Genomic DNA, 13,212 nt, shown 5'->3' on the forward strand with positions numbered 1-13,212 from the left:
CCGCCGGTCCCGAGCCGGCCCGGCCCGGGACCGGCGCCGCCCGGGTCCCGGCTCAGGCCCAGAGCTGGCTGCCCCAGCGGGTCAGGATCAGCATGGCGATGATGCCGACGTGGGTCACCGGGAGGACCCAGGTGAACTCGCCGAGGAAGTTCTTCACCGGACGGGGGGCGGGCAGGAAGTCGTTGCGGACGTTGAACGACGTCACGTACCAGAACATGGTGATCGTGGCCACCCAGGCCAGCGAGCACCACAGGCACAGCGCATTGATCCGGTACAGCGACTCGAACTGCAGCCAGGTGACGAAGCCGACGCCGAAGAGCGTGCCGAAGTTGAAGGTCAGCCAGTACCAGCGCGGGAAGCGCGCACGGGCCAGCAGGCTCATGCCCACGCAGATCACGATGCCGTAGCAGACAAGCCCCAGCATCGGGTTGGGGAACCCGAAGGCCGCGGCCTGCTTGCTCTCCATGACGCTGCCGCAGGACACGATCGGGTTGATGCTGCAGCTGGGGGTGAACGTCTTGCCGCTCACCTTGCCCTCGAGGATCTTGAACTTGTCGATCGTGATGACCCACGCGGCGAGCAGCCCGGCCGCACCGGTGATCACCAGCAGCAGGGCGAACGCACGGCTGCCGCCCACCGACGCGGGCGCGTCCGCGCGTTCCGACTCGGTCGACTCGGTGGAGACGTCCTTCACTGTCGTCTTGCTCATCACGTCGATTCCGATACTCGAGGGTGGACCTGCGGTCAGTGGTCATTGTGCCGCACTTGCGTATGTGTCCACCGTTCGATGGACACAAGCAAGTACGCACGGCCGTCCCGGAGCGTTCGGTTCCGGCCGATGCTCGTGGCCATGACCACACACGCGAACGGACTCGCGGTGGACGTACGGGGGCTGCGCAAGCAGTACGGGGACGTGACCGCGGTCGACGGAATCGATCTCGGGATCCGGCGGGGCGAGGTGTTCGGCCTGCTCGGGCCCAACGGGGCGGGCAAGACCACCACCGTGGAGATCCTTCAGGGCAACCGCGACGGGGGCGAGGTGTCCGTGCTGGGGGCGGACCCGGCGCACGGCACGCGCGCGTGGCGCTCGAAAGTCGGCATCGTCTGGCAGGACGAATCGGCGCCCGCGGAGTTGACGGTCCGCGAGACGGTTCGGCATTTCGCCCGCTACTACCCGCGCCCGCGCGACCCCGATCACGTCATCGGCCTTGTGGGGCTCGAGGCGAAGACGAACAGCCGGATCAAGGCGCTGTCCGGCGGCCAGCGCCGGCGCCTCGACGTGGCCCTCGGGGTGATCGGCGACCCGGAGCTGCTGCTCCTGGACGAGCCGACGACCGGCTTCGACCCGGCCGCCAGGCGTCAGTTCTGGGACCTGATCCGCACCCTCGCCGACGAGGGCACGACGATCCTGCTCACCACGCGCTATCTGCAGGAGGCGGAGGCGCTGGCGCACCGGCTGGCGGTCGTCGCCGGGGGCCGCGTGGTCGCCGAGGGCACTCCGGCGGCGCTTCGGGACCGGTACGGCAGCGAGGCCACCGTCGAGTGGACGGAGGCGGACGGCACCGGGCGCAGCGAGCGCACCGGGACGCCGACCCGGACGGTCGCCGAGCTGACCCGGCGCTTCGACGGCGAGATCCCGGGGCTGCTAGACCCGAGCGGCCACGCCTTTCGGAGCGCGAGACGGCGGTGCTGCGACTGGTGGCCGACGGCTGCACCAACGCCGAGATCGGGCGGCGGCTGTTCATCGGGGAGTCGACGGTCAAGACCCATCTGCTGCGGATCTTCGGAAAACTCGGCGTGGACGACAGGACGGCGGCCGTCACCCGCGCCATGCGCCACGGGCTCCTGGACCAATGACGAAGGGCCCCGGGTTGCCGCCCGGGGCCCTCGTGCGCCCGGTCAGCCGAGCTTGGTCTCCAGTTCCGCGACGATCTCGTTCATACCGACCGCGACCTGCTCCCCGGACTCCATGTCCTTGAGCTGGACCACGCCGTCGGCGAGATCCCGCTCGCCCGCCACGATCGTGTAGCGGGCGCCACTGCGGTTCGCGTTCTTCATCGCGCCCTTGAGGCCCTTGGCGCCGTACGAGAAGTCAGCCGCGATGCCCAACTTGCGCAGCTCGGTGACCTTGGCGAACAGGATCCTGCGGGCCTCCTCGCCCAGCGGGACCGCGAACACGCTGGTGGATTCGGGGAGTTCGAGTTCGACTCCCTCCGCCTCCAGGGCGAGCACCGTGCGGTCGACGCCCAGGGCCCAGCCCACGGACGGCAGCGAGGGGCCACCGATCATCTCCGACAGACCGTCGTAGCGGCCCCCGCCGCCCACGGCAGACTGGGAGCCCAGACCGTCGTGGACGAACTCGAACGTCGTACGCGTGTAGTAGTCCAGGCCCCGCACCAGCTTCGGGTCGTCCTCGAAGGCCACGCCTGCCGCGGTGATCAGTTCGCGGACCTCCTCGTGGTACGCCTTGCAGGCGTCGCAAAGGTAGTCGCGCAGCAGCGGGGCGCCCGTCAACTGCTTCTGGACGGACTCCCGCTTGTCGTCGAGCACCCGCAACGGATTGATCTCGATCCGGCGGCGCGTGTCCTCGTCCAGTTCGAGGCCGCGCAGGAATTCCTGGAGCGCGGCGCGGTAGACCGGGCGGCACTCCTTGTCGCCGAGGCTGTTCAGCAGGATGCGGAAGCTCCGCAGCCCGAGCGAACGGTAGGCCTGGTCGGCCAGGATGATCAGCTCAGCGTCGAGGTACGGGTCCTCGGCACCGATCGCCTCCGCGCCGACCTGCGAGAAGTGGCGGTAGCGGCCCTTCTGAGGGCGCTCGTAGCGATAGTAGGAGCCCGAGTACCAGAGCTTGACCGGCAGGTTGCCCGCCTTGTGCAGGTTGGCCTCCAGAGCCGCGCGCAACACGGAGGCGGTGCCCTCGGGGCGCAGCGCCAGCTTGTCGCCGCCTTTCGTCTCGAAGGCGTACATCTCTTTGGTCACGATGTCGGTGGACTCGCCCACACCGCGCGCGAACAACTCGACGCTCTCGAAGCCGGGCGTCTCGATGTAGCCGTAGCCGGAGTTGCGCAGCGGGGCCGCGATGGCCTCGCGCACGGCGAGGTACTTGGCGGACTCGGGCGGGATCAGGTCGTACGTGCCCTTGGGGGCCTTGAAGGTGCTCACGAAAGGTCTCGTCACATTCCTCGTCGGGGAGCGTCGTCGACGTTCGCTCCCAGGCCGGCAGCCACCTGTCGCAGATAGGGATTGGCGGCTCGCTCCTGGCCGATGGTCGTCTGGGGGCCGTGACCGGACAGCACCACGGTCGAGTCGTCGAGCGGCAGGCACACACGGGCCAGCGAGTCGAGCATCTCGGCCATGTCACCGCCGGGCAGGTCGGTGCGTCCGATGGAGCCGGCGAACAGCAGATCGCCCGAGAAGAGGATCGGCGGGATGTCCGCCGCCTCGGGCATGCCGAAGGTCACCGACCCCTTGGTATGGCCCGGCGCGTACGCGACGGACAGCTCCAGACCCGCCAGCTCCAGCTTCGTGCCGTCGCTGAGCTCCTTGACGTCGTCCGGCTCGCCCACGGCCAGCTCGCCCATCAGCGGCATCCCGATGGAACGCCCGATCGCCTTCTCCGGGTCGCCCATCATGTACCGGTCCTCGGGGTGGATCCACGCCGGCACGTCGTGTGCGCCGCACACGGGGACGACCGAGGCGACGTGATCGATGTGCCCGTGGGTGAGGACGACGGCGACGGGCTTGAGCCGATGCTTCCTGAGCGCTTCCTCGACTCCTTGGGCGGCCTGGTGGCCGGGGTCGATGATCACGCACTCCTCACCCGCGGCGGGGGCGACCAGGTAACAGTTGGTCCCCCAGGCCCCGGCGGGGAACCCGGCAATGAGCACGATCGTCCTTGGTTGTGTAGTACGGGGGTGACTGGCTGTGGGTCAGAGCCTACCGGCGCTGCCGATTCCTCAGCGAACCCATATACGGTACGGGGCACGCGCTTGCGGACGGCACACCAGACGCACGCGTACCGGTCGGCGTACGAGACGCATGAGGAGACAACCCCGTGGTCAGCCAGGAACAGCGGCGGCGACAGCTCGCCCGGGAGAAGTTCTTGCGGCAGCAGCAGCGGCGTACGGAGATGCGCCGCAAGGCACGCACGCGCAATTCCGTGATCGCATCGGCCCTCGCGGTCGTCGTCGTGGGCGGCCTGGTGTCGTTCACGACCGGGGTCTTCACGAATGACGACAAGAAAGCGAACGCGGGCGCCGAGGTGACGCCGAGCGCCTCCGCGCCCAGCAAGGCGCCGGACCCGTGCGAGAAGCCCGCCTCGGGCAAGGTCAAGTCGCTGAGCTGGAAGAAGGAGCCGGCGATGACCATCGACACGTCGGCCGAGTACACGATGAAGCTGGCGACCACGTGCGGTGACATCGGCATCGCGATGAAGACGGCCGCCGCCCCGCACACCGTGAACTCGTTCGACTTCCTGACGAAACAGGGCTTCTTCGACCACACCAAGTGCCACCGGCTCACCACCAACGGCATCTACGTGCTCCAGTGCGGCGACCCGCAGGGCACCGGCGCGGGCGGTCCCGGCTACACGATTCCCGACGAGAACCTCAAGGACAAAAGCCTGAAGGCGAACGTGTATCCGGCGGGCACGGTCGCCATGGCCAACACCGGGCAGCAGCACACCGGAGGCAGCCAGTTCTTCCTCGTCTACCAGGACAGTCAGCTGCCGCCCAGCTACACACCGTTCGGAACCATCGACACGGCCGGCATGGCGGTGCTCAAGAAGATCGCCGCCGCCGGTGAGAGCACGGGCGCGGGCGACGGGGCACCGAACGCGACCGTCGTGATCAACAAGGCGACAGTGACGAAATCCTGACCGTCAACTGCGAAATTTCGGTCGCGCGGGATGCGGACAGCCGCCCCGCCGGTCGCCTATGTTGGCGGTGACGAAACTGTGGACGATGCTCGGGGGCGCTGAGGCACCTCGCAGGCATCATGTGGAGGAGGCGCTGTGAGCAGCGACCCGTGGGGCCGCGTCGACGAGACGGGGACCGTGTACGTGCGAACGGCCGACGGCGAGAAGGTCGTCGGCTCCTGGCAGGCCGGCTCCCCCGAGGAGGCACTGGCCTACTTCGAGCGCAAGTACGAGGGCCTGGTGGTCGAGATCGGCCTCCTCGAGAAGCGAGTACAGACCACCGACCTCTCGGCGAAGGACGCCCAGGCGGCGATCGACCACCTGCGGGAGCAGGTCGAGGCGCACCACGCGGTCGGTGACCTGGACGCACTGCGGGCACGTCTGGACAAGCTCGTGGAGACGGTCGAGGCGCGCCGCGAGGAGCGCAAGGTGCAGCGGGCCAAGCAGTCCGACGAGGCGCGGCACGCCAAGGAGGCGCTGGTCGTCGAGGCGGAGGAGCTGGCGCAGTCCGATCAGTGGCGGGCGGCCGGCGAGCGGCTGCGGTCGCTGGTGGACACCTGGAAGGGGCTGCCGCGGCTGGACCGGAAGTCGGACGACGAGCTGTGGCACCGCTTCTCGCACGCCCGCTCGGCGTTCTCCAAGCGTCGCAAGGCACACTTCGCGCAGCTCGACGCGCAGCGCGAGGATGCCCGCAAGACGAAGGAGAGGCTGGTCGCCGAGGCCGAAGCGTTGTCGGGCTCGACGGACTGGGGTCCCACGGCGGCTCGCTACCGCGACCTGATGACCGAGTGGAAGGCCGCGGGCCGTGCCCAGCGCGAGCACGAGGACGATCTGTGGAACCGCTTCCGCGGCGCCCAGGACGTGTTCTTCGCGGCTCGCAGCTCGGTCTTCGCGGAGCGTGACGCCGAGCAGACCGAGAACCTCAAGCTCAAGGAGGAGCTGGCCGAGGAGGCGGAGAAGCTGCTGCCGATCACGGATCTGAAGGCCGCCAGGGCCGCCTTCCGCTCGATCAACGAGCGCTGGGAGGCCATCGGCCACGTGCCGCGCGACGCGCGGCCGAGGGTCGAGGGCCGGATGCACACGGTCGACCGGGCTCTCCAGGATGCCGAGGAAACCGAGTGGCGCCGTACGAACCCGGAGGCGCGGGCGCGTGCCGAGGGTCTCACCGGACAGCTGCAGGCGGCCGTGGACAAGCTGAAGGGCCAGATCGAGCAGGCTCGCGCTGCGGGCAACACCGCGAGGGCCGAGAAGCTGGAGAAGGAACTGGATGGCCGTCAGGCGCTTCTGGACCAGGCTCTGAAGGGGCTGCAGGAGTTCGGCGGCTGACCCTTCGGTGGGCTCGAGCGAAAGGGGCTTGCGTACACGGTGTACGCAAGCCCCTTTCGCGTACCGGGCCGAGGGACTACGACGGTCTGCGTGCCGACGTGACGCGGTAGACGTCGTACACGCCCTCCACGCCCCGGACCGCCTTCAGGACGTGCCCCAGATGCTTGGGGTCGCCCATCTCGAAGGTGAAGCGGGAGGTGGCGACGCGGTCGCGGGACGTCTGGACCGCGGCCGAGAGGATGTTGACGTGCTGGTCGGACAGGACCCGGGTGACGTCCGAGAGCAGTCGCGAGCGGTCGAGTGCTTCCACCTGGATCGCCACCAGGAAGACCGACGACTGGGTCGGGGCCCACTCCACCTCGAGGATGCGCTCCGGCTCCCGCGACAGTGACTCCACGTTGACACAGTCGGTGCGGTGGACCGATACGCCGCTGCCCCGGGTGACGAAGCCGATGATCGGATCGCCGGGGACGGGCGTGCAGCAGCGGGCCAGCTTGACCCAGACGTCCTCGACGCCCTTGACCATGACGCCCGGGTCCTGGTTGCGGCGCCGCTTGCGGCCGCGGCCCCGCGCCGGCGGAACGGCCTCGTCGATCTCCTCGGTGGCGGCCTCCTCGCCGCCGAGCGCCTGTACCAGCTTCTGCACGACGTTCTGCGCGGCGACATGCCCCTCGCCGATCGCCGCGTACAGGGACGAGATGTCCGGGTAGCGCATCTCGTGGGCGAGGGTGACGAGCGAGTCGCCGGTCAGGATGCGCTGGATCGGCAGGTTCTGCTTGCGCATCGCCCGTGCGATCGCGTCCTTGCCCTGCTCGATCGCCTCCTCGCGCCGCTCCTTGGAGAACCACGCGCGGATCTTGTTGCGGGCACGCGGGGACTTGACGAAGCCGAGCCAGTCACGGGACGGCCCCGCGCCTGGCGCCTTGGAGGTGAAGACCTCCACCAAGTCGCCGTTGTCCAGGGTCGATTCGAGCGGTACCAGGCGGCCGTTGACTCTGGCCCCGATCGTCCGGTGGCCGACCTCCGTGTGGACCGCGTACGCGAAGTCCACCGGGGTGGCGCCGGCCGGAAGCGCTATGACGTCGCCCTTCGGGGTGAAGACGAAGACCTCGTTGCGGGACAGGTCGAAGCGCAGGGACTCCAGGAACTCGCTCGGGTCCTCGGTCTCCTTCTGCCAGTCGAGCAACTGGCGCAGCCACGCCATGTCGTTGACGGCGTCCTTGTCCTTGGCGTTCGAACGAGGCGCGTCCGTACGGATCTTGGAGGCGCCCGCGACGGCCTCCTGCTTGTACTTCCAGTGCGCGGCGATGCCGTACTCGGCACGGCGGTGCATGTCGAACGTGCGGATCTGCAGTTCGACCGGCTTGCCGTTGGGCCCGATCACCGTCGTGTGCAGCGACTGGTACATGTTGAACTTGGGCATCGCGATGTAGTCCTTGAACCGCCCTGGAACGGGGTTCCAGCGGGCGTGGACCGTGCCCAGTGCCGCATAGCAGTCGCGGACCGTGTCGACGAGGACGCGGATGCCGACCAGGTCGTAGATCTCCGCGAAGTCACGGCCGCGGACGATCATCTTCTGGTAGACGCTGTAGTAGTGCTTGGGGCGGCCGGTGACGGTCGCCTTGATGCGGGCCGCGCGCAGGTCGGCCTGGACCTCGTCGGTCACTATGGCGAGGTACTCGTCGCGCTTGGGCGCACGCTCGGCGACCAGGCGGACGATCTCGTCGTACATCTTGGGGTAGAGGATCGCGAAGGCAAGGTCCTCGAGCTCCCATTTGATCGTGTTCATGCCCAGCCGGTGGGCGAGCGGCGCGAAGATCTCCAGCGTCTCGCGCGCCTTCTTCTCCTGCTTCTCACGCTTGAGGTAGCGCATGGTGCGCATGTTGTGCAGGCGGTCGGCGAGCTTGATGACCAGGACCCGCGGGTCCTTGGCCATGGCGACGACCATCTTGCGCACGGTCTCGGCCTGCGCGGCCTCGCCGAACTTCACCTTGTCCAGCTTGGTGACGCCGTCGACGAGGAGCGCGACGGTGTCCCCGAAGTCTCGGCGCAGCTGGTCGAGGCCGTACTCGGTGTCCTCGACGGTGTCGTGCAACAGGCCCGCCATCAGCGTCGCCGGGTCCATGCCCAGCTCGGCGAGGATGGTGGTCACCGCGAGCGGGTGCGTGATGTACGGGTCGCCGCTCTTGCGCTTCTGGCCGCGGTGCCAGCGCTCGGCGACCTGGTAGGCACGCTCGATCTGGCGGAGCGTCGCGTTCTCGATCTTCGGATCGTTGCTGCGCACTATCCGCAGCAGCGGCTCGAGGACCGGGTTGTACGGGTTGGCGCGCTGCACGCCGAGCCGGGCGAGACGGGCCCGCACACGGTTGGAGGAGCCGGAGCGGGTGGGCGAGGCCGGAGCGGGGCGGACCGCCGCGGAGCGCTCGGCGGGGACCGGTTTGGGGCGCGACTGCTCGGCCGCCTGGTCGACGGGCGCCGACTGGGCGTGCTCGACCGGCCCGTGCGGGGCGTCCTTGGCGCTCCGTGCGGGCTTCGCCGCGGCCTGCGACGTCGGCTGGGGCTTGGCGGCGGTCAGTGGCTGGGCCTCGTCTGGCAACAGGGCTCCTCTGCGCGTTCCGGGTCCCCCGGTCAGGCTCCGGAGACCCCATGGTAGCGATCCTGGGCTCCGGGCTCGCCTCCAGTCTGTGGCGACGACCTTCCCTCGTACAAACGCACGAGGCGGGCACCGGATTCCTCCGGGCCCGCCTCACGGTGTCCTGTGGCCCTCCGCGGTCTTGCGCGCGGGTTACCACGGTGGGTCTCAGACCTGAAGCAGCGCCTCCAGCGGCGCCCCGGCGAGGGCCGGAGCCAGGCGGGCACGCCCGCCCAGGAAGCCCAGTTCCATGAGCACGGACACACCGGCCACCTCGGCGCCCGCCCGGCGGATGAGCCGCAGTGAGGCCTCGGCGGTGCCGCCGGTGGCGAGGACGTCGTCGACGACCATCACACGGTCCTGCGCGGACAGATCCTCGGCGTGCACCTCGATCTCGGCCGAGCCGTACTCCAGGTTGTACGCCTGCCTCAGGGTGGCGCCGGGGAGCTTGCCCACCTTGCGTACGGGGACGAAGCCGACGCCCGCGCGCACGGCGGCCGGGGCGCCGAGGATGAATCCCCTGGCCTCCAAGCCGACGATCTTCGTCGCTCCGTGCCGCACGGTCAGCTCCGCCAGAGCCTCGGTGAGCGCCGCGAACGCCGCCGGGTCCGCGAGCAGCGGCGTGATGTCCTTGAACATCACGCCCGGCTCCGGGTGGTCGGGGACGTCGCGGATGCGGCTGAGGAGCAGGGCCCGTATGTCGGTCATCGGCGCTTTCCGGAGGGTCGGCCACGCCCGCGGGAACGGGACGCGTGCTGGTGGCGCTGGCCGACGACCGCGGGCGCGGAGTCTTCGGGCTCGTGGTCGTCGGAGTTCCCGTCGGCGCGCTCCCCGAAGGCCTGCTCCTCGGCGGCGGCCTGGGCCCGCTTGGCGAGGACGCGCTTCTTGAGGGACTTCATCTGCGGCTCGCGCTCCTTGAGGTCGGCGACGAGCGGCGTGGCGATGAAGATCGACGAGTACGCGCCGGCCGCGAGACCGACGAACAGCGACAGGGAGATGTCGTTCAGCGTGCCGGCACCGAGAATGCCGCCGCCGATGAACAGCAGACCGGCGACCGGGAGCAGCGCCACCACGGTGGTGTTGATGGAGCGCACCAGGGTGCTGTTGATGGAGCGGTTGGCGACGTCGCTGTAGGACCAGCGGGTCTGCTTGGTGAGGTCCTTCGTCTGCTCCTTGAGGCTGTCGAAGACGACGACCGTGTCGTAGAGCGAGTAACCGAGGATCGTCAGCAGACCGATCACCGTACCGGGCGTCACCTCGAAGCCGACGAGGGCGTAGATACCCGTCGTGATGGTGATGTCGTGGATCAGCGCGACGAGGGCCGCGACAGCCATCCGCCACTCGAAGGCGATCGCCAGGTAGATGACGACGAGCACCATGAAGATCGCCAGGCCCTGCCAGGCCTTGCTGGCGATCTGCTCGCCCCAGCTGGGGCCGACCAGATCCGCGTTGATCTTCTCGGAGTCGACACTCAGGTCCTTGGCGAGCTGATCCTTGATCTGGTCGGCCTTGCCGGTGTCGATACCGGCGATCTGGATACGCAGACCGCCCGTACCGAGCTTCTGCACGACCGCCTGGTGGCCCGCGGACTCCTCCGCGTACGTCTCGGCCTGCGCGACCGAGACGCTGGTCTTCGGGGTGGTGAAGACGGCACCGCCCTGGAACTCGATGCCCATGTTCAGACCGCGTACCGTCAGGCCGAGGATGGCCGTGATGGTGATCAGGATCGAGATGCCGTACCAGATCTTGCGGTTGCCGACGAAGTCATAACCGACCTCGCCTCGGTGGAGCCTGGCGCCGAGGTTGCCGAGCTTGGACATCTCTCACGCCTCCTTCGGGTCGACGGGGGCGGAGGGACGACGGGTACGCCGCAGAGGCGGCTTGGCGCCGAGACGCTTGGGGTCGAGGCCGGACCAGCTGTGGCCGCTCCCGAAGAACTTCCGGCGCGCGAGGATCGTCATCAGCGGCTTGGTGAACAGGAAGACGACGACCACATCGAGAACCGTGGTGAGTCCGAGCGTGAAGGCGAAGCCCTGGACCTTGCCGACGGTGACGATGAACAGCACCGCGGCGGCGAGGAAAGACACGAAGTCCGAGACCAGGACGGTGCGCCGGGCACGCGGCCAGGCCCGCTCGACAGCAGGCCGCAGCGAGCGGCCCTCACGGATCTCGTCCCGGATGCGTTCGAAGAACACGATGAACGAGTCCGCGGTGATACCGATCGCGACGATGGCGCCGCAGACCGCCGGCAGGTTCAGCGCGAAGCCGATGGTCGGGCCGAGCAGCGACATGATCACGTAAGTGAGGATGGCCGAGACCAGCAGCGAGGCGACCGCGATCATCGACAGACCGCGGTAGTAGACCACCAGGTAGATCACAACCAGCGCGAGGCCGATCGCACCGGCGATCAGACCGGCGTGCAGCTGCTCACCGCCGAGCGCGGCGGTGACGGTCGTGACGCTCTGCTCCTCGAAGGAGAGCGGGAGGGCGCCGTAGGACAGGACGTTGGCCAGGTCCTTGGCCTCGGTCTGGTCGAAGCTGCCGGTGATCTCGGCGTTGCCGCCGGTCAGCGCCTGCTGGACGTAGGGGTCGGAGACGACCTCACCGTCGAGGACGATCGCGAACTGGTTCTGCGGCGACTGTTTCTGCGCCAGCTTCCCGGTGATGCTCGCGAACTTCTTGGCACCCGCGGACGTGAAGTCCATGGTGACCTTCCAGCCACCGGCGCCCTGGGTGTCGTAGACCGCGTCGGCCTTCTTCACATCCGTACCGGCCACCTCGGCCGGGCCGAGGACGTACTTCTGCCACTGCTTCTGCGAGTTCTGACCGCAGGCGACGGTGGGCTCGGTGGGCTTGGCGCCCACACCCGCCTTGGCGCGGGCGGCCGGGTCGGCGCAATTCAGCGCGGCGTACTGGGCCTGGAGCGCGGCGGTCGCGTCGGAGCCGGCCGACGGGGAGGCGCTGGCGGAGGGGCTCGCGCTCGAGGAGGCCGAGGCGGAGCCGGACGGCGACGGTGACGAGGTGGCCTTGAGCGCGTCGGTCACGGGGCGGCCCTGAGAGGTGGCGCTCGCCGATGGCGTGGCGGACCCGGACGGGGTCGCGGAGCTTGAGGAGGTCGCCTTGCTGCCGGCCTGCTTCGAGGGGCTGCTGGAAGCGCTCGGCGTCGCGCCGGGGGAGGCTGCCGAGCCGGTGACCTCGGTGGCCAGAACGGGGCGGAAGTACAGCTTGGCCGTGGTGCCGACCTGCTCCCGGGCCTGCTTGGAGTTCGTGCCCCTGGGGATGTTCACGATGATGTTGCGATCGCCCTGCGTCTGGACCTCGGCCTCCGAGACGCCAAGACCGTTGACACGGCGGTTCATGATGTCGACCGCGGTGTCCATGTTGGTCTTGTTGATCGCGGATTCCTGGCCGCTCTTCGCCTTGAGCGTGATGCTCGTGCCACCGGCGAGGTCGATGCCGAGACGCGGAGTGGTGTGCCCGGAGGCGAACATTCCCCCGGTGAGCGCCGCGATGGCGATCAGGATGAGGGCCAGTGAGCGCCCCGGCTTGCTCTGGGCGCTCGCGCTCCGGCCCTTCTTCGGTGCTGCCACCTTCTCGTACTCCCTCTCAGGCCGCCGCGCGCGAGGTCAGCGTGCGGGCAACCATGACATTTTGTCGGGATTCCGTGCGAAAACCGCACAACCCGGGACCGGGGCGCGTGTCGGCGCTCCGGTCCCGGGATACGGCTACTTCGCCTCGGCCTCGCCGTCGGACTTCTTCGGCTCTGCTGCGTCGGCCTTCGCCTCCGCCGGCGTGTCGGCGGCGTCCTCGACCTCGTCCTTCTTGCCGAGGTCCACGGGCTTGTCGTCGGAGGCGTCGGCGGCGGGCTCGTCGGTCTCGGTGAGGGAGGAGGCGTCGTCCGGCACGACCGTGCCGTCGGCCTTCAGATCGTGTTCGATGCCGTGGACGATGCGGTTGTACTCGTCGTCGGAGAGGACGGCACCGATCGCGTTCTTGGCGAAGAGCAGTTCCACGCCCGGGCCCGCGTCGACGAGGATCGTGTCGTCGTTGACCTCCTTGACCGTCGCGTACATGCCCCCGATCGTGCGGACACCACTGCCGGGCTGCAACTCGTTGCGCATCTGCGCGGCCTGGTGCTGCTTGCGCTTGGCCGAGCGGGTCATCAGGAACATGGCCCCGATGAGCACGATGAACGGGAGGAGGGTCACGATATTCACGGGACGGAGTTTCCTTCGCACGACCGCTGAATCGGCGGCCTGATGGATTGGGGGTGGTCGGCACCGCCCCTTAGAGGCGGCATCGGCGGAGTCTAAGGGAGTCCGCACGCATGGAACAACGC

10 protein-coding genes and 2 pseudogenes are annotated in these 13,212 nt (G+C 68.9%); 4 read left to right on the forward strand and 8 right to left on the reverse strand.

All coding sequences use genetic code 11. The features are described from left to right. Positions 1 to 52: 52 nt before the first annotated feature. A complete protein-coding gene (locus VXC91_RS01420; protein ID WP_329504476.1) occupies positions 53 to 709 on the reverse strand; it encodes a vitamin K epoxide reductase family protein in 657 nt (218 codons plus the stop codon). 141 nt (positions 710 to 850) lie between these two features. Between VXC91_RS01420 and VXC91_RS01425 the strand changes: the two are divergent. Next, positions 851 to 1,645: pseudogene (locus tag VXC91_RS01425) on the forward strand (ABC transporter ATP-binding protein); the annotation flags it as partial. Next, positions 1,642 to 1,857 (forward strand): annotated as a pseudogene (locus VXC91_RS01430) (response regulator transcription factor); the annotation flags it as partial. The pseudogenes VXC91_RS01425 and VXC91_RS01430, both read left to right, overlap by 4 nt. A 42-nt stretch (positions 1,858 to 1,899) precedes the next feature. Here the strand turns inward: VXC91_RS01430 and hisS are convergent. Both hisS and VXC91_RS01440 read right to left on the reverse strand, forming a co-directional pair. After that, positions 1,900 to 3,162 carry a histidine--tRNA ligase gene (gene hisS, locus VXC91_RS01435; protein ID WP_329504477.1) on the reverse strand — a complete coding sequence of 421 codons (1,263 nt, stop codon included), beginning with the start codon at positions 3,160 to 3,162 and terminating at the stop codon, positions 1,900 to 1,902. 11 nt (positions 3,163 to 3,173) lie between these two features. Then, positions 3,174 to 3,887 (reverse strand): MBL fold metallo-hydrolase, encoded by a 714-nt coding sequence (locus VXC91_RS01440; protein ID WP_329504478.1) that lies wholly within the window; start codon positions 3,885 to 3,887, stop codon positions 3,174 to 3,176. A 167-nt stretch (positions 3,888 to 4,054) separates the two neighbouring features. On the opposite strand from VXC91_RS01440, the gene VXC91_RS01445 reads away from it, so the two are divergent. Both VXC91_RS01445 and VXC91_RS01450 read left to right on the forward strand, forming a co-directional pair. After that, positions 4,055 to 4,876, forward strand: a complete 822-nt coding sequence (locus VXC91_RS01445; RefSeq protein ID WP_329504479.1) for a peptidylprolyl isomerase — start codon at positions 4,055 to 4,057, stop codon at positions 4,874 to 4,876. A gap of 135 nt (positions 4,877 to 5,011) precedes the next feature. After that, positions 5,012 to 6,241, forward strand: coding sequence for a DUF349 domain-containing protein (locus VXC91_RS01450; RefSeq protein ID WP_329504480.1), 1,230 nt, complete (start codon positions 5,012 to 5,014; stop codon positions 6,239 to 6,241). Between the two features lie 76 nt (positions 6,242 to 6,317). Here VXC91_RS01450 and VXC91_RS01455 read toward each other — a convergent pair whose 3' ends face one another. The 5 genes from VXC91_RS01455 to yajC form a co-directional block, all read right to left on the reverse strand. Next, positions 6,318 to 8,837, reverse strand: a complete 2,520-nt coding sequence (locus tag VXC91_RS01455) for a RelA/SpoT family protein (protein ID WP_329504481.1) — start codon at positions 8,835 to 8,837, stop codon at positions 6,318 to 6,320. Between the two features lie 204 nt (positions 8,838 to 9,041). Then, positions 9,042 to 9,581 (reverse strand): adenine phosphoribosyltransferase, encoded by a 540-nt coding sequence (locus VXC91_RS01460; RefSeq protein ID WP_329504482.1) that lies wholly within the window; start codon positions 9,579 to 9,581, stop codon positions 9,042 to 9,044. After that, positions 9,578 to 10,693 (reverse strand): protein translocase subunit SecF, encoded by a 1,116-nt coding sequence (secF, locus tag VXC91_RS01465; RefSeq protein ID WP_329504483.1) that lies wholly within the window; start codon positions 10,691 to 10,693, stop codon positions 9,578 to 9,580. Before secF ends, VXC91_RS01460 begins: the two co-directional genes overlap by 4 nt. A 3-nt stretch (positions 10,694 to 10,696) precedes the next feature. Further along, a complete protein-coding gene (secD, locus tag VXC91_RS01470; RefSeq protein WP_329504484.1) occupies positions 10,697 to 12,463 on the reverse strand; it encodes a protein translocase subunit SecD in 1,767 nt (588 codons plus the stop codon). A gap of 135 nt (positions 12,464 to 12,598) precedes the next feature. After that, positions 12,599 to 13,090 (reverse strand): preprotein translocase subunit YajC, encoded by a 492-nt coding sequence (yajC, locus tag VXC91_RS01475; protein ID WP_329504485.1) that lies wholly within the window; start codon positions 13,088 to 13,090, stop codon positions 12,599 to 12,601. Positions 13,091 to 13,212: the final 122 nt, after the last annotated feature.

It is taken from the genome of Streptomyces chiangmaiensis, from assembly GCF_036281785.1.
GTDB classification, from domain to species: Bacteria; Actinomycetota; Actinomycetes; order Streptomycetales; family Streptomycetaceae; genus Streptomyces; species Streptomyces chiangmaiensis.